13 protein-coding genes are annotated in these 17,950 nt (G+C 43.1%); 2 read left to right on the forward strand and 11 right to left on the reverse strand.

From position 1 onward, the window contains the following. Positions 1-158: 158 nt before the first annotated feature. The 3 genes from H6G14_RS00810 to H6G14_RS00820 are packed head-to-tail and all read right to left on the reverse strand — an operon-like array spanning position 159 to position 5,918. On the reverse strand, positions 159-1,424 hold the full coding sequence (locus H6G14_RS00810) for a PP2C family protein-serine/threonine phosphatase (protein ID WP_199325994.1): 1,266 nt from the start codon (positions 1,422-1,424) through the stop codon (positions 159-161). Positions 1,425-1,462: 38 nt separating this feature from the next. Next, positions 1,463-5,359 carry a response regulator gene (locus tag H6G14_RS00815; RefSeq protein ID WP_190565256.1) on the reverse strand — a complete coding sequence of 1,299 codons (3,897 nt, stop codon included), beginning with the start codon at positions 5,357-5,359 and terminating at the stop codon, positions 1,463-1,465. Next, positions 5,349-5,918, reverse strand: coding sequence for a heme NO-binding domain-containing protein (locus H6G14_RS00820; protein ID WP_190565257.1), 570 nt, complete (start codon positions 5,916-5,918; stop codon positions 5,349-5,351). Before H6G14_RS00820 ends, H6G14_RS00815 begins: the two co-directional genes overlap by 11 nt. Positions 5,919-6,408: 490 nt before the next feature. Here H6G14_RS00820 and H6G14_RS00825 point away from each other — a divergent pair, with 490 nt between their 5' ends. Then, positions 6,409-7,374: an aldo/keto reductase gene (locus H6G14_RS00825; protein ID WP_190565258.1), complete on the forward strand. Its 966-nt coding sequence runs from the start codon at positions 6,409-6,411 to the stop codon at positions 7,372-7,374. A gap of 180 nt (positions 7,375-7,554) precedes the next feature. Here the strand turns inward: H6G14_RS00825 and H6G14_RS00830 are convergent, their stop codons facing one another. Then, entirely contained in the window at positions 7,555-8,850 is a 1,296-nt protein-coding gene (locus tag H6G14_RS00830) for a DNA cytosine methyltransferase (protein ID WP_190565259.1), read from the reverse strand. Between the two features lie 237 nt (positions 8,851-9,087). Here H6G14_RS00830 and H6G14_RS00835 point away from each other — a divergent pair, with 237 nt between their 5' ends. Then, the gene (locus H6G14_RS00835) at positions 9,088-9,672 is read left to right on the forward strand and encodes a Uma2 family endonuclease (RefSeq protein ID WP_190565260.1); all 585 of its coding nucleotides are present in this window, start codon (positions 9,088-9,090) and stop codon (positions 9,670-9,672) included. 55 nt (positions 9,673-9,727) lie between these two features. On the opposite strand, the gene H6G14_RS00840 is transcribed toward H6G14_RS00835, so the two are convergent. The 7 genes from H6G14_RS00840 to purC form a co-directional block, all read right to left on the reverse strand. After that, positions 9,728-9,865, reverse strand: coding sequence for a hypothetical protein (locus H6G14_RS00840; protein ID WP_158629508.1), 138 nt, complete (start codon positions 9,863-9,865; stop codon positions 9,728-9,730). Positions 9,866-9,982: 117 nt separating this feature from the next. Then, positions 9,983-11,137 carry a lipid-A-disaccharide synthase gene (gene lpxB / locus H6G14_RS00845; protein WP_190565261.1) on the reverse strand — a complete coding sequence of 385 codons (1,155 nt, stop codon included), beginning with the start codon at positions 11,135-11,137 and terminating at the stop codon, positions 9,983-9,985. A 123-nt stretch (positions 11,138-11,260) separates the two neighbouring features. Further along, positions 11,261-12,079: an acyl-ACP--UDP-N-acetylglucosamine O-acyltransferase gene (gene lpxA / locus H6G14_RS00850; protein WP_190565262.1), complete on the reverse strand. Its 819-nt coding sequence runs from the start codon at positions 12,077-12,079 to the stop codon at positions 11,261-11,263. Between the two features lie 247 nt (positions 12,080-12,326). Further along, positions 12,327-12,842, reverse strand: a complete 516-nt coding sequence (gene fabZ, locus H6G14_RS00855) for a 3-hydroxyacyl-ACP dehydratase FabZ (RefSeq protein ID WP_011316993.1) — start codon at positions 12,840-12,842, stop codon at positions 12,327-12,329. Between the two features lie 77 nt (positions 12,843-12,919). Further along, on the reverse strand, positions 12,920-13,771 hold the full coding sequence (gene lpxC / locus H6G14_RS00860; protein ID WP_190565263.1) for a UDP-3-O-acyl-N-acetylglucosamine deacetylase: 852 nt from the start codon (positions 13,769-13,771) through the stop codon (positions 12,920-12,922). A 127-nt stretch (positions 13,772-13,898) separates the two neighbouring features. After that, positions 13,899-16,421, reverse strand: a complete 2,523-nt coding sequence (locus tag H6G14_RS00865; RefSeq protein WP_190565264.1) for a BamA/TamA family outer membrane protein — start codon at positions 16,419-16,421, stop codon at positions 13,899-13,901. Positions 16,422-16,549: 128 nt separating this feature from the next. Further along, positions 16,550-17,287: a phosphoribosylaminoimidazolesuccinocarboxamide synthase gene (gene purC, locus H6G14_RS00870; RefSeq protein WP_190565265.1), complete on the reverse strand. Its 738-nt coding sequence runs from the start codon at positions 17,285-17,287 to the stop codon at positions 16,550-16,552. Positions 17,288-17,950 lie beyond the last annotated feature (663 nt).

The following is a 17,950-nucleotide window of genomic DNA, read 5'->3' on the forward strand; positions in this document are numbered from 1 at the left end:
TAAATTATTAGTTTGAGTATATCCAAAAACTTGAGTTAAGTAAGTCGATGAAAATAAACCCAACTGTGTAACAGAATGTAAAATTAGTACAACCATTGCGATTGCTTCACTTCGTTTCATTCGCAATGACATACGTTGAAATTTTCACACTGACCCACTTACTCAAGAACAAAATTTATTTCTATTAAAGAGCAGTCATCATTGAATATTTGACTGCCAGTGGTAGTTTTTATGGCTGCTAAAATATCACTTAACCTTTCTTTGCATGGTTGATTGCACATAGCTATTAGATTAATAAAGCTGTCAAAACTCCACATATTACCATCGGATTTTTCCACTTCATAAACTCCATCACTAAATACATAGAGTTTACTACCGCTTTGGATATTACAGATAGCATTGTAATATTTTGCTTCTGTAAATGCTCCAATTGGGAGACTGCGAGTAGCTAATTTTTGGATATCTAATTGAGAGTCAGTGGAAGGAGAAAGTAGTAAAGCCGGAGGATGACCGGCGCTAGCATAAGTTAACTGCTGAGAACTCCGCTTAAAAACCCCATACCACATCGTAAAATATTGACAATTTTGCTGATCCATTTGAAAGAAAAGATTTAAGTCTTGGAGAACTTGCGCGGGATTATACAGATCAGCTTGAGGAAGAGAACGCGATCGCAGTAGATTATGTATGGAAATTGATGGTAATGCTGCTGCCAATCCATGTCCAGAAACATCCAGCAGGTAGATAACTAAATGATCATCATCAAGCCAGTAGTAATCAAAACAATCACCACCTAATTGACTAGAGGGCAAAAATTGAGAATTGATGTTGATTAATCCCGATAAAGGTTGGGGAAGAATAGATTTGACATAATCAGCCGCCTCATTCAACTCTGTTTCTAAAAGCTGTTTTTGGAGTTGTAAATCTTGTGCTAATCTTTGCAGTTCTTGATTTGTCTGATATAGCCTCAAGCCAGAGCGTACACGGGCTTTGAGTTCATTTACGTCAATTGGTTTGCTTAAAAAATCATCTGCCCCCGTATCTAAGCCTTCCACTCGGTCTTCTACGGCTCGCCGTGAGGTTAATAGAATAAAAAAAGTTGCAGATAGGGTTGGCTCTGATTTAATTTTGCGGCATACTTCTAAACCATCCATTTCATCCATTTGCCAATCACAAATTATCAGTGCTGGATGGTGTTTATCGGCTTGCTCGATTCCTTGTAAACCATTGGTGGCGAGAATGACTTCATAGCCTTGTTCTTGCAATGCCTGTTTGAGAATTAATTGGATGATGCGATCATCATCAATTACTAAGATTTTGACTTTCGTGGGTGGGGATGAAGGTTGGGGGGCTGGGTAAGGTGGCGACCATTCTGAGGATGAGGGGTAATTCAGATTGGGGAGTGAGGAAAATGTATTTTCTTTCATATTTTTTAATTGGAGCTATGAGGAAAATGCTGTTTGTTTTAATGAATCAGGGTTTTAAGTGCTGCTACAACATTTTGATATTCGTTGTTGAGTTGATTAACCAAAGCAGTAAGTTGATCCATTGATTGTTCCTTGGCTTCATCCTCCACGGTTTCACAGATTTTTCCCAGGTTAATAGCTCCAATACTCACACTAGGCGATCGCAAAGCGTGAGCTATTCTGGCTAACTGTGAACGGTCTGCCGACGTTGCTGCATCTTGAATTGCTTGAATTTTGGCTGGGGTATCTTCTAGGTAAAGTTGGATTAACTCAGTGATGATGCTGCCGCCTCCATCCTCATCTGCTTCGTCGCTACCACCTAAATTTCGCAGGTATTCCAAAGTCTGTTGGTCAATTACCTCTTCTATTTTGAGTTGTGGGGTGGGTGCAGATGGCGCAGATATAGACACCGATACTGGAGACTCTGATGCTGCTTGACGCTGACTACCGAACTTTTTCAAAACTGTGGTGATATCTTCTAGGCTGATCGGCTTACTTATGTAGTCATCCATACCTGCTGCCAAGCACTGCTGACGATCTTCTGGGCGGGCATGGGCAGTCATGGCAATGATCCAAGGTTGAAGAGTAGGGGAAAATTCCTGGCGAATCTTTTGGGTGGTTTCCCAGCCATCCATTTCCGGCATCTGAATATCCATAAACACAACATCATAGAGTTGTCTTTGTAGCGCTTCCAGAGCTTCTAAGCCATTGTTAGCGACATCGGTACGATATCCCAATAGATGCAGCATATTCGTTGCAATTTTCTGATTCACCAACACGTCTTCAACCAGGAGAATTTTGAGCGGCAAATTTTCCGCCAGATGGGTATCAATAGCTGGCAGATTCGGTTTAGGTAAGCGGGAGTAAGAGGGGATTATGCCTTGAGGGGTGGACTTGCTCAACCACTTACCCCGTACAATTTGCAAGAGTGTATTGTGTAACTGGTAATGGCGCAAGGGTTTATGTAGAAAGGCAGTAAATTCCGATGCTACTTGCTTCACTTCTAAAGTTTGTTTGCCTTTAGCACTCAGCATCACCAGGGGTAAATTCTGATGCTGGGGAATGGCACGGATTTTTTTACTGAGATGAAGGCCGTTGATCTCTGGGCTATCAACATCCAACACAGCTAGAGCCAGAGAGGTATGTTGCCATAGACAATGTAGCGCCGTCGTGTTGGAATCTACAGCCTGGACATCTAATCCTAAGGACTGGAGTTGCCAGGTTAAGCATTTTCTCAAGTTGGCGTTACCGACTGCTAGCAGTAATCGTTTGCCAACCAATTCTGGATCGACGTTGACGGAACTATTGATGGCAGAGGAATTGACTTGTAAGGTAACAGTGAAATAGAAAGTAGAGCCTTGATGCGGTTGACTTTCTACCCACATTTTGCCGCCCATGATTTCACTCAGACGTTTACTGATTGCCAGTCCCAGGCCTGTACCGCCATAGCGTCTAGTCATAGAGGCATCGACTTGACTAAAAGGTTTGAATAATCGATGTAGGCGATCGCGTTCTATGCCAATACCCGTATCTTGGACTGCAAATTGAAATTCGTAGCGAGTAGGGTCTGTCTGTTTATAAATCTTCTGTTTTGCCCCAATAGTGATACATATTTCGCCAATTTTGGTAAACTTGACCGCATTACTGACCAAATTCCACAGAATTTGCCTGATACGAGTAATGTCACCCACAACTAAAGTGGGTGTGTTTGGTTCTAATTGGTACATGAGTTCGATGCCTTTTGAGGCTGCTTGAGGAGCCAGTAAATCTAAGGCTTCTTCCACACAAAGGCGCAAATCAAAAGGTTGTTCTTCTAGCTCTAATTTGCCAGACTCAATTTTAGAAAAGTCGAGGATGTCATTAATGATTGTTAATAATGTGTGACTGCTGTTGCGAATAGTTTCTACATAGTCGAATTGCTCAGGTTTGAGGGTAGTATCTAGGAGCAGTCCGCTCATACCAATGATGGCATTCATCGGAGTACGAATTTCATGGCTCATGGTGGCCAGGAAATTACTCTTAGCCATATTTGCCGTCTCTGCTACTTGTTTAGCAACGTTCAATTCTTCATTTTGCAGCGCTAATAATTGGGCTTGCCTAGTTTCCTGAGCCAATAACTTGGATTGGGTGAGGGCAATACCCATTTGATCCGCCAGATGTTTGAGGAGATCCAATTCTAATTCCGTCCATTGCCTGGGGCGATCGCACTGATGGACAATTAATAATCCCCACAAATTGCGTCGCACTCGAATTGGTACAACCAAATTAGCTTTGACCTGGAACTGTTGCAAGAATTCCACATGGCAAGGTTTCAAACCAGCTTGATACACATCGGCAATGGCAGTAATGCGTCCATCGCGGTACATAAGAAGGTATCCATCTTTGAGGCAAGGATCATAAATATCTTGGTCTAAAGTAACTGACCATCCAGGTATTACCGCCTCTTGAACCACTTTGCCAGAACCATCAGAATTGATTTGGAAAATCAGGGCGCGGTCAACTTGTAAAATTCGCTGAACTTCTGTGACTGTTGTCTGGAGAATTTTTTCCCATTGTAAGGACTGGCGGATTTCCTCTGTGATTTGTTTCAGCAGTAAAGTGTGTTGATATTGCTGCTGTAAGTTTTGTTCTGCCTGTTTCCGTTGGGTAATGTCTAAATGAGTTCCCACCATTCTCATAGCTCTACCTTGGGAATCCCGACTCACTAATTTACCCCGGTCGAGAATCCATTTCCATTCTCCAGATTTAGCAAGTAAACGTATCTCTACTTCATAGACAGGAGTATCACCTTTGAGGTGGGATATCAACCGTTGCTGCATCAAGGGGATATCATCTGGATGGATCAACTTATCTCTGAATTTAATATCGTTGGCGATTTCCATAGGAGTGTAACCCAGCATGGTGAACCAACGCGCGCTACGATAAACTTCTCCGGTAACTAGATTCCAGTCCCATAGACCCTCTTCTACAGCATCTACAGCCAGCTTTAATCGTTCCTCACTTAACCTCAAAGCAACTTCTGATTTTTTGTATTGGGTAATGTCACGATATTTCCACAGATGACCATAAAGTTTATGGTCAACCACAATCGGTATATAGTTTTGCTCTAAGGTGCGTCCGTCTTGAAGTTCCCATTCTTGATGGAGAAACATTTTGCCTTGACGCATGATCTCATCTGTGGTGCAAATAAATCTCTCTGGTTCAGTGAATAGATGTTTACTAGCTTCCACAGCTTGCTGACAATCCATACCTTGCAAAGCTTGGGGAGGTACAGGAATGCGAAAGTAATCACAAAATTCTTGATTGACTAGAACAATATGCCGGGTCGCGTCTTCCAAGAGAATACCAGACTGTAAACTCTCAATTAGTGTCCTCAGTCGTAAGGCTGTTGTTTGTAATTCAGCCTTTTGGTCTTTGAGTTTTGTAGTCAGTTTTTGAGCATCAGCAAGGGCAGAATTTTTAGCCTGTAACAGAAACAGATAATCAGAAACAGAGTCATGTAGGGGAAAATCATTGATCTTCAATCCCAGATTTTTTAAATCAGCGATATCAGTAATCCAAGGAGAACCAAGAAATAGCAGATGATCATGGGACTCCAAATTTAACATCTGTCCCTTTAGTTGTATTTCCTGATAGTGGGCTTGTAGAATGAAAAGCGATCGCGTTTGTTGGCAAATCCCTTCAAAGCTAGTGAGGCATTTGGGGCGACTGATTTGAAAATGCTCTCCCAAATAACTCTCAAGAAGCACCATAGGCTCCAAAATACGCTGAATTACCTCACCCGCCTGAACAATCTTTAATTCTCGATTTATAACCAGATGGAAGGGGAACAAAGCAGCAAATTGTTCGGGAGAAAGACCAAATTTTTTGGAGCTACTATCCCTATCAGTCGTCATAGCAATTCGAGTCTTCGTATTTAATAGAGAAGATATCGTGATCCTCACCAGTCTCACGAAAAGCGCTTTGAGTAACGTCAACCTTTGTCTGAAAGCGTTTTCCTAATCCGTGGAGTAAACCAATCACCATTGGAGCTAAACCACAGCGAGTTGATTGGTAGTGGAGTTCCATCGACTTATTACTGGTGTGTTGACACTCAAAAGCGGGGGGACGAAGCTGAGGAAAACTTAAGCCTACTCTGGCATGAAGGTTATCAAGGTTTTCCATAAACTCTGGTAAGGAGTCTCCCGCACTAGCTAAAAGTTCTCCATAGCCTTCTTCAGATGTATATGTCACCCAGTATTCCCCAAAGGCTATCAACAGTTCCTCGGCAGGCTTACCCAATACTTCACTAGCGGCACCAACCAAACGATAAGTTACATCGTCACTATAAGCTTCCATCCCCACGAAAAAGTCAATATCTTCCAGTCCGGCTTTTTGCTTGATGGTTTCCCATGTATCTTCGCCGTGATACTTGCTAATCATGTCTTGAATTGCTTTGTTCACTAAACCATACATTGCCTTAACTCCTTGTTCTGAACACTAGTGAAATTACCGAAACAATTTTCGATTGTCGGAAGGAACTCATTATAAGTGCAGATGAGCATTAATAATGCACAATACTTATCGGTTGAGGTTTTTGATTTTTTAAAGTCTATTTTTAAGCCCTGTTCATTTTTGAGTAACTGGTATTAAATAAATCCAATATTAAATTTTTGTTTGCAATCCAAATGTAATATATATTACTGTTTGTTTGGCGACTATCAGGAGGAAAAGTCATAAGTGGTTAGACAAAATTAAGTTGATGCGTCGATACAGGTAACGGAGGATCGTTAGTATTTTTTGTTGCGTTTTTTCGTTACCATAAGTAGGTCGGCGTAAATAATGATTGTTGGCATAAGGCAGGGAGCAGGGAGAGAAAGATTTTCAGCCTTCTTTACTTTCATTTACGCAGTTTGGCTTTATTGCACTGACTTACTTACAAATAGACTAGGGATTTTGCCCAAATATGACAGCGAAACAGACACGGCGTAACTTTCTCATGACCAGTGCTGCTGTTACCGGGAGTGTTGTGATGACGACTGTTTTACAACAAAATTCCACTCCTACTGCTGCACCACCAGTAATGATGCCAGAACGCATCTTAGGGCGCACAGATGTGAAATTACCTATTTTTGGGTTGGGAGGTGCGGGACAAACTCCATTATCTTGGGAAGGCAAGCAGTCTGAAGCTGAAGCAATTATTCACAAAGCCTTAGAATTGGGTATTCGCTATTTTGATACGGCTGCAAGTTATGGGCCGAGTGAAGATTATCTTGGTAAAGTTCTACCACCCCATCGTGGGAAGATATTTCTAGCTAGTAAGACTGCATACAGAGATCGGGATGGTGCATGGCGAGAATTAGAGCGATCGCTCAAACGCCTAAATACAGATTACCTCGATTTGTGGCAGTTACATCACGTTTCTTTTGCAGCAGAACTCAACACAATATTTAGTCCCTCTGGTGCCATTAAAGCTTTAGAAGAAGCCATCAGCCAAAATTTAGTTCGTTTCGCAGGTATTACCGGACATCGTGACCCAGAAGTAATTACCGAAGGGTTACGCCGCTATCCTTTTCATACGACATTAATACCAGTTAACGCCGCCGATAGACATCACCCCCGTCCATTTATCCCCGTAGTTTTACCAGTAGCGCAAGCCAACAATGTGGGTGTGGTAGCAATGAAAGTTCCAGCCTACGGACGTTTGTTTCAGCCTGGTGGATTGACGGGTATGGAACAAGCAATGGGATATAGTTTGTCTCAGCCAGGGGTTCATAGTTGCGTGATTGCGGCGGAAACTGTCAAGCAATTAGAAAGTAATGTGCAAGTAGCCCGCGCTTTTCAGCCTCTAGGCGAGAAAGAATTAGCAGTGATCGCTCAACGTACTGCTAGTATTTGGGAAGATAGTACATTTTTCCGTAGTTGGAGTTAGTGTTGAAGAAGTCAAGTCGCTTCGCTCCAATTCAAAATTCAAAATTCAAAATACCCTACGGGAAGGCAAGCCTACAAAATTCAAAATTAAAGACGGTTGACCGTTAACAGTCAGCAGTCAACCGTCAACAGCCTTCACGATGGATTATGCAACTTAAAAGCAGAATAGCTTATCTTTCCCCTACACCCCTTTCAAACTAGAATAGTGCTGTGCAGCTTGAGAAATGTTGAATTGCAGTAGCTTTTCTGTTCCTAGTTCGTGGCAAATATCGGGTTTCACAGGTGATATATTCAATCTGCGAATAATCTCCCTGGCGACTGCTTTTGCTAGTAATGGCGGTACAGAGTTACCGACTTGACGAAAACCATGCCATTTGGTGATGTGAAATCTAAACCAGTCTGGGTAAGAATGCAATCGTGCGGCTTCTCTGACTGTTATACATCGGGGTGTGAATGGATGAATTGGTCTAGGAGAGGTGAAAGAACCTTTAAATTTATCTGTTCCTGCTCTTAATGTATTGCAGACACCAGATGGATGCAGTTTATGGAATCGGCTGATGGGTTCTCTTTCACCTGGGATTGTAGCTGCAAAGCGTTCGATGGTTGCTTGTGAATGCTTGGTTCTGAGGCTGGAAGAAAGAAGACGAGAATCAAATAGGCGATCGCATGAATAATCATCTGCTAAAGTACTAATACCACGAAGTACGGCCGCGTAATTACTTGGTTTGCCATACTCGGCAATTATCCAGTCTCTTGTTAACAATTCCGGGTATTGTTCTACCTCCGGTAAATCGCCAATAGCCTCCCAAACAGTGGGACAAAGTGGTAGACGAGATAAATTTTTGGCTTTCAACTTACTTGATTTCGCTGGTTTGGTGATTGGTTTGGGGTATTTGGGTAACTTGACATCTTCCCTTGCACCAATGAGAAATAATCTTTCCCGCGCTTGCGGTACTCCATAATGAGCTGCATTGAGAACTTGATAATTCTCTTCCACCTGATAACCGTGAGTTTTAAACTCATGAATCAAGGCTTGGAGGATTTGTTTGTGTTCACCAAAAGTTATCCCCCGCACATTTTCCATAACAAAAAATTTCGGTTGTAACTCCAGTACTAACCGATAAAAGTGAAATACTAAGGAGTTCCGGGGGTCATCAAAAACCCGTTTACCCATGAGGGAAAAACCTTGACAGGGACTACCGCAAATAATTACATCTATTTCTTGGTTATTGATTTTGGAGCGATCGCGTATCTCTTTGCCTGTCGTCTCCTCTACACTTTTGCACAAAACTGAGCAAAAAGGAAAGTTATACTCATGTACTGCACAGTGAATGGGGTCAATTTCCACCGCCGCCAACACATCAAAACCAGCCTGTTCAAAACCAAGACTCATTCCTCCTGCACCTGCAAACAAATCTACAGCGATGGGTCGTCGTCGCTTAGAGTTGCGTTTTAATTCCTGGGTGCTGGAACTCATTGATGATGCAGACGTTGACCAATGAACAGTAAGAAAAATTGTTGAACCAGCGATTAATTAAAGTATTCTTAGGAAAATTAAAATTAGTATATTCTATAACAAGATGAATATGTAAATCATCATGGTTTATCTGTAATTGTTGTGACTCAGTGCTTTCGACTCAAGATTTCAGGACTGTTTTGGTGATTCAAGAAGAATTAGCATAGTATTATTGCGATCGCTATCTTAATTATCTCTATGGTTATCAGTCCTTTGACATTAAACCTAGACACCGTTCACCTCACAGACGAACAGTTCTATCAACTATGTCAAAATAACAGTGAATGGAAGTTTGAACGCACTGCTACTGGAGAATTGATTATTATGCCCCCCGTTGGCGGTGAAAGTGGTAATCGAGAAGCCGATTTAATTATTGATTTGGGTATCTGGAATCGTCAAACGGGACTCGGTTATACGTTCAGTTCTTCTACCATATTTAAATTACCCAATGGCGCAGACCGTTCTCCTGATGCAGCGTGGATTAGTCGGGAACGCTGGGAAAGCCTGACTCCCGAACAAAGACGTAAATTTCCCCCCATTGCACCAGATTTTGTCATTGAGTTAAGGTCAGCAACAGACGACTTGGAAAAGCTACGTCAGAAAATGCGGGAATATATAGATGCAGGTGTGCAGTTAGGATGGTTAATTAACCCCCAACAGCAGCAAGTAGAAATATATCGTCAAAGCCAAGATGTAGAAGTGCAGAATCTACCCACAGAATTATCGGGTGAAAATATATTGCCTGGATTTAAGTTGAGTCTACCTAGTTATGGCAATTTGTAATGGACTGTATCTAGTTGACATTTCAAAAATCCAGTATGAATACCAGACTAACTTTCTAGTTTTTTTGTAACCACTCATCCAAACGAGACATTTCTACTGCACGGTTGAGTAACAATCCATTCACTCGGTTTGAGCCAGAATGGAGAGCTAAGACATAATACTTGCCACCAATATTACCAATAATTGCACCCAAAAATAGTGAAACAGGTTATACAAACCATTGACCTTTTTTGAATTTTGAATTTGGAGCGTTACGCCTGCGCTATTAACGCGCAACATCTTGTAGAGAAGCGACTTGAGCCAGCACGCTCTAAAGCATTTGCAAAATTTCTTGAGCTGCGCGATCGCATACTCCTAATTCTCCCAAACATTGACGCATTTCGTGATAGTCTGCCAAGGTTTGCGCTCGACGCTCGCAATTGAGCAATAATTCCATCGCTGCTTGAGTGATATTCTCTGGGGTTGCTTGTTCTTGTAACAACTCCGGGACAATTGGTTTCATCACCACTAAATTAGGTGGGGAGGCGAAGGGGATAGAACCTTTGAGGATTTTCCGCGCAATCCAAACAGTAACAGGACTTAAACGGTAAACTACAACTTGTGGCACGTTTAACAATGCCAGTTCTAAATTAACTGTGCCAGATTTGGTAATGGCGATATCGGCCGCCGCAAAAACTTCTTTTTGTTGACCTGATACTACTGTAGCCCGTAAACCATAAGCCTTGATAGCTGCTTCGATTGGTTCTCTATATACTTCCAAAGACAGGGGAATCCAAAAATGCGCCTCTGGTAATTTAGCTTGGATAGTTTGGGCAGCTTGGAAAATTATCGGTAGTAAATATTTTAACTCTTGCCGACGGGAAGCTGGCAAAAGAGCGATCGCTTTTTGTTCTGGTGTAATGCCTAACTTAGCACGAGCCTCTTCTCTACTAGGAACATCCTGCATCCGGTCAAGTAAAGGATGTCCTACCCAGGTAACATTTGCACCATTGTGACTAAAGTAACGAGCTTCTTCCGGGAAAATAGCTAATAACTTATCTGTAAAACCAACTATTCGGGATGTGTTCCGCAAACTCATCGACCAAACCCATTCTTGTGGTGCTATATAATACACTACAGGCACATGAGGTAAATGCTTCTGCATATAAGTGCCGACACCAAGATTTGGCCCCATGTAATCAATCAAGACTACCAAGTCTGGGGGATTTTGTTTTAAATAGGCGATCGCTCGTCGCTGTACTATCAAAGTAGGCAAAACATAGGGCAGAGACTCAAAAATCCCCATTGAACCAATACCACTGGTATTGCCCAAAATAGTTGCCCCAGCCGCCGCCATTTTGTCGCCACCCAAGGCTACAATCTCTAACTCCACCCCCATAGCCACAGCCTGACGTTTTAGCGCTGCAATCAACAGCGCCCCTTGCAAATCGCCAGAAACTTCGCCAGTGCTAATAAATATACGCATTTTAATATTAGGGATTAGGGATTGGGGATTGGGGATTAGGGACTGGGGAAGGGGAAAATCTTTGAGTAACTTCTCTCCTCTGCTCCCCTGCTCCCCTGCTCCCCTGCTCCTCCTACCTCCTGCCTATGATTCATCACTCCCAACCGATTTTCCTCTACCAGGAATCAAGCCCCGTCTTCCTGGCATTTGTGACAGCAATAGGAAGCGACGCAGGTGTTGTAAGTGTTCTGTATCACCTAAGGTTTCTAATTCTTCTAATGCTTCTTTAAAGAGCAAATTAGAACGGTAAAGGATACGGAAGGCTTTTTTGAGCAGTTGCAAGTCGCTGGTTTCCATACCAGAGCGCTTGAGTCCCACCAGATTCAGAGTTCTAATCCTGCCTGGATTACCTTCTACCAACATATATGGCGGTACATCACGGTCAATTCGTGCCATCCCGCCTACCATTGCTTGTCTACCAATATGTACGAATTGGTGGACACCTAAAACACCGCTTAATCTGGCTTGTGATTCTATATGCACATGACCGGCTAAAGCTACAGAGTTAGCGATAATTACAGAGTCTTCAATTACACAGTTATGAGCTACATGGACATAAGCCATTAACAAATTATTGTTACCAATAATTGTGGCTTGGCCTGCCCCAGTTGCCCGGTTAATGGTGACATACTCCCGAATCAAGTTATTGTCGCCAATTTTGACCCAGGTTGGTTCTCCCACAAACTTGAGATCCTGGGGTTCCATGCCGATAGCTGCACCTGTAAAAATCTGATTTCGCGCGCCAATCTCACAAGGCCCTTCTATCACAGCATGAGCGCCAATAATTGTTTCCGGGCCGACTTTGACGTGCGCTCCAATCACAGCATAAGCACCGACTTGCACTGTTGGGTGCAGTTCCGAATTTGGATGAATTACAGCAGTTGGATGAATAAGCGTCTTCAAGGGTGAATCTCCAGAACTGTCTTGAGGAGCCAGTGCTTTGCTTTGGTTATCAAAGTTTCAGCCTCTGGCGTTGCTGAGTATGTAAATGGTCAGTGACCAAAAGTGTCGGGCGAAGCAAGTTGAGTGTGTGAGCGGCGAAAATCAAGAAATTATAAGATGCTCTTGTGGCGATTTTTTTTTACTGGTATCCTGTTTCAGGATTGAGTAAGGTATTTCACGGTTATACCGATACCACGAAAGCTAGTTGTTAGTTGATCAGCGAAAACATTAATTCGCCTTCGGCTGCTAGTTGACCGTCAACTTCGGCACGGGCTTGCATTTTCCCGAAACGACGTTGTTTAATCCATAACAGTTCCACTGTCATTACCAGTTGGTCTCCTGGTACTACTTGACGGCGGAAACGGACTTTATCAATACCCGCGAATACAAATAAACCACCTTCTAAGTTTGGCAGTTGCGTCATCACAATACCACCTACTTGTGCCATTGCTTCCACAATTAACACTCCTGGCATCAGTGGTCTATCTGGGAAATGACCAGTGAAATGTGGCTCGTTAATAGTGACATTTTTAATACCTACTGCTTGTTTTCCTGGTGTGTAGTCAATAATTTTGTCTACCAGCAAGAATGGGTAGCGGTGGGGAAGTAATTTCTGAATTTCTTCAGATGTAAAAGTCGTTTTAATTTCGGGTGGCGTTGTCGCCTCATTAGTGGCGGGTTGTTCTGTAGATGTGGGTGCTTTCACTTCAGAGAGGGTTGACATTGGCAAGGTGGTTAATTTGTAATCTTGGCATGAATGTAGGTACGTGTAATGAGGAATTTTGAGATTCGAGCCGAAATTTAGTTACTCAAAGCTAAAATTCGCTGTGCCAGTTGAATGTGTAAATTATGGCTGGCTTTATACGCTAGGAAATGAGCGCGGGGAAAATATCCCAGTAAACTCAAATCTCCTACTAGATCCAAGATTTTATGACGTACTGGCTCATTTGCAAATCTTAATGGTGGATTTACCCAGCCATCGGGGCCACAAACGAGCGCATTATCCAAACTACCACCTTTGATTAACCCAGACTTTTGTAAATATTCGATTTGATGTAATAAACCAAAAGTACGTGCAGGTGCAATTTCTTGAGCGAAGCTAGCAGCAGCTTGCTCTAGCTGTGTGGTTAGTAACCAACTATGCCATTGATTACCAATAGCTGGCAAGTCAAAATCAATCCCATAGCTAAAGCGGGTTTCTTGTGCTGGGATTGCAGCTACAAAAGCATCATCCTGATAAATCCAAATTGGTTCTTGAATATCCAATGATACTGAGTTATCTGTAATAGCTTGCTCTACTAAGCCAACTTTGGCAATACTCGTGACCCATTCGTTAGCTGAACCATCTAAAAGCGGGATTTCTGAACCATCAATTTCAATACGGGCGTTATCTACACCCATCCCCACCAAGGCTGCTAATAGATGCTCGACTGTGCGAATGTAGGCTTCACCTTTCCCCAACTGAGTTGAGAGGACTGTCTGATTCACCGCCGCCACTTGAGCCGGAATGATTGGAGAGTCTGGCAAATCCACCCGCACGAAGTAGCGACCACTACCCGCATCAGCAGGAAGTATGCGTACATGGGTACTGACACCACTATGCAGCCCTACTCCAGTGTGAGCGATCGCCTCTGCTAGAGTGTGCTGTTTCATACGAATACAGTCAGTATATAGAGATTTTTGTTATTCATAATTCATCTTTGGTAAACACCCCGATAGTCTATAGTCCATAGTCCATAGTCGTTGACTGTTGACTGTTGACAGTTAACAGTTAGCCAACCTAAAACCTTTCTCCAATACCGAAATTAATCCGACTATCGCCATCATCGTTGATACCATAGTCAATGCGAATTGGCCCCAATGGTGATTGCACACGCACACCAAGACCATAACCGTAGCCGCTACCGCTTTTATTCAGCACTTCAGCAGTTCTGGTGCTGGTTCCTAAGTCGCTACCAACGTCAAAAAATAAAGCGCCACTAACTACAGAGAAAACAGGAAAACGATACTCAACAGATGCTTGCACAAAGCTGCGTCCGCTACCTAAAGCACCTTCTTCGTAACCACGTACTGAGTTACTACCACCAAGGGTAAAGGCTTCATAGGGGGGCAAATCACCAAGGACTGTACCGCCTTGGATGTTAAAGGCTATGGTTTCCGGCCCTTTGCTAAAACCTGTGAATTTCACGGGGAGATATTGACTGTAGCTACCCCGGAACCTAGTGAGGAAAATATTACCTGAGCCTACTGGTACTGATTGATCTACGCCGAAACGTAAGAAAGAACCGCTAGTTGGCTGCAAGGGATTATTGCGGAGGTCACGCTGTGCGCCTAGTTGCACTAATAATAAGTCATCTTCTCCCGTCCCAGAAAAGCTGAGGGGAACGATTTCACTGGTGCGGTTGCCATTATCGTCAAACACAGCACCTTCTTTTCTCAAGTTACCATCAGCATCGCGGGTACTAACTCGCTGATACTGCAAGCCTGCTGAGGCCGTCCATTCTGCTCTTTCAAAAGGATTAGCCGATAAAGGGCGAGTGAAGGTAACACCACCACCTAGACGGGTGACACGAGGACGGTCTTGCTCGTCTGTATCATTAGGGTTACCAGGGTCAAATGTTCTAATATCTTCGTCCTTCCCGTCGAAAATCAAGGAGATGGAACGACGGCGGAAAATATTGGCAGTGTAAGAGGTGCGGTAAGGATCACCTCCAATCCAAGGGTCTGTGAACCGCAGGTCAAACAATAATTCTCGTTCGCCTAGCTGTACTTCTGCGCCTAGTTTTTGGTTTCTCCCGTTCAGGTTTTGCTGTTGATAGCTGACTGTACCAAACAATCCACTAGAAGAACTGATACCAGCACCAGCCGCAATTGAACCACTGCTGCGTTCTACTACATTTACCACCACATTCACCTTGGTGGGGTCTGTACCGGGGTCAAGGGAAACATTGACATCTTCAAACAATCCTGTCCCGAATACCCGTTGTAGGTCTTTCTGGACGGTGTTGCGGTTGAATACCTGTCCTGGTTTCAATTCCACTTCTCGCGTGATGATATAGTCCTGTGTCCGTCCCCGAATTGGTTGTCCTTGTTCGTTGACATCCTGTCCTTCTTTGTTGCGAAAGCGGACGCTAATATTCTCAACGACCCCTTCGGCTACTTGCAGGGTGACAACTCCATTTTCGGAAACCTGGGGCGCGCCTACAACATTGGCGAGAACGTAACCTTGGTCTTGATAACGTTTGGTTAATTCCTTAATCCCTTCTTGTAAATCCCGCAAGTTGAGAATTTTGCCATACTGGGGGCGGAAAATTTCATCAGCAGTAGCCTGGGGTAGGACTGAGGGAACGTTAGTACCAGGGTTGGCTTGAATTTCTACTTTGCTTAAGACGGGGTTGGGCTGGACAATAAAGCTGACTCGCACCCCTAATGGTGTATCTTCTGGTGATGCTTGGACGTTGGAGAAAAAGCCTGTGCCAAAGATGGCGTTAATATCTTCTTGTAACTGGGAACGGGTGGTTGTCCGTCCTGGTTGAGTGCGAATTACGTTGTAAACTTGGGTTTCTAATTCGGGGGTTAGTTGTCCTGATTGCGGTCTCACGAGGACTTCTGAAACTAATACACGGGGTTCTGTGGTTTCAGGTGTGGCGTTAGGAGTGTTGAAATTTTCTGTCCCTGGTGTAGTCCCAGGGGCTGGTGCAGGTGCTGGTTGCTCGGTGCTTGGGGGGGCTACTTCTGGCTGGGGTGCAGGTTGTTCTGGGGCTTGTACAAGCTGCTTGGCTGTTGTCGCTCTAGTTTCGAGGGGGTTAGGAACTGGGGAGGGCAAATTGGCTTTTTTCTGTGGTGATGGTGATGCGCTAACACCTGATGTGAGCGATCGCCCATAACTACCATAATTAATTGTCTGGTACTGACTCCTGAACATCGCAGTCGATGTTGGTTTGCCAATTTCTACAGGCGCTATCTTCGTCGCAGAGTTGCTTTCCTGCATGGGCGGATTTGTAGCCACTAATGTCTCTACAGTGGGTACAATCACATCTTTTTTCGTCGTCGCTGCGGATTTAGTTGACTTATCTGTCGATAATTCCCCTGATGGGGATGGCATATCTGCCAGCGCCTTGACAGTTGTGAAATCCTCCGGGGATTCTAAACTCACATTTTGTTCTGACTGCTGATTTGTCGCTGGGGCGATCGCTTCTAATGTTTGTTCTGAATTTGTAGGAGTTTGGGCATTTGCAGTTAAAGAACTACTTAAAGGTGCTGTGATTGCTACAGCCGCCACTAATACGGGAGATAAACGCATCGTCTTTAATTCCTTTCTTCCTCTTCACATCCACACACCATTACCAGGCAATTGCTTATTTATGCCAAAGGTAAAAGAACAAATATACTTGTTTGTTTTGCAATAATCAAAAATTATTCCTGATACATCTAATTTTTAATTTCTACTGCTGTTAGTACTCTTTGTAAAACCTCCTGATAAGCATCTTCTACATTTCCCAGGTCGCGCCGGAAACGGTCTTTATCCATCACCCGGCGATTGGGGTCGGCTTCTGTTGTGTTCCACAAACGGCAGGTATCAGGGCTGATTTCATCAGCCAGGAGTATTTGCTGTTGTGAGTCCACACCAAACTCTAGTTTGAAGTCTACTAGGGTGATACCGCAATTCTGCCAGAACTTTTTGAGGAAATCGTTTATTTGCAATGCTAGATGAGTAATTTCCTCTACTTGTTCCGCCGTGGCTAGTTCCATTAACAGCAGGCGATCGCGTGTTAATAGTGGATCTCCTAACTGATCGTTTTTATAATAAAACTCTACTAGGGGCTGTTTTAAGACTGTACCTAGCTCTATACCTGTTTGCTGAGATAAACTACCAGCAGCAATATTACGTATTACTACTTCTATCGGTATAATTTTGACGGCTTTTACCCGCATTTGATTGGGGGTAGGGCTATCAATAAAGTGGGTCTTGATGCCAGATGCTTCCAACTGCTGAAAAAGTTGGCTGGAAATACTACAATTTATTCTGCCTTTGCCAATGATACTGCCGCGCTTTTGCGCGTTAAAGGCAGTGGCATCATCTTTAAAATCAGCCAGTAAGACTTCTGGCTCGTCGGTAGTATAGAGAATTTTAGCTTTGCCTTCGTATAGCTTGGAATGAACAGACATGGTGGGAGGTAAAGTTTGAGCGATGAGCAGCTTTTGTCCTTTCGGGCTTCACCATTTTATCTTTAGTTATTCACGATTAGCTATTCGTCTGTAGTCAGCAAAGCAATTTTGGGTAGGGAATATTGCGGAAAATCAATGCTGTACTTGACTACGGGGAAAAATAGCTGATGGTAAATTAAGACCTCCAGCCTGCGAAATCTGGCAAAATTAAGAGAAATCTTCATATTAGATGTGTGGGATATCCTATTTTGCTCTATCTATCCCCTGATATGGCGATTATTACCTAAGTTAGGGATTGCCACATGACTATGACGAACTGAACTCTTACCTCAAGCAGAAGCAATACTGCTTGATTTTGCGATATTTTTCCAGAGTAAGCTAATGCACACCTAAATTGCATAACTACTAATCAGGGCTGTTGAACGTTGACAGCCCTCACAATCTACTGTGTCACTTAAAAGCAGAATAGCTTAGTGTGTACTTTTTTACATCAATATTAAGATTAGATGAACACAAAGAATAATTTTTGTAACTATTCTATTTTTTGTGTTAATTGCAAGTATATATTGATACTTTTAATTGAAATATAAACGAAGCAATACATAATCATCTCAAAAACATTTTAAATAGCCAGATATTATTGATTGGAGAAGATGAAATAAA

This window comes from Nostoc parmelioides FACHB-3921 (assembly GCF_014696625.1).
GTDB classification, from domain to species: Bacteria; Cyanobacteriota; Cyanobacteriia; order Cyanobacteriales; family Nostocaceae; genus Trichormus; species Trichormus parmelioides.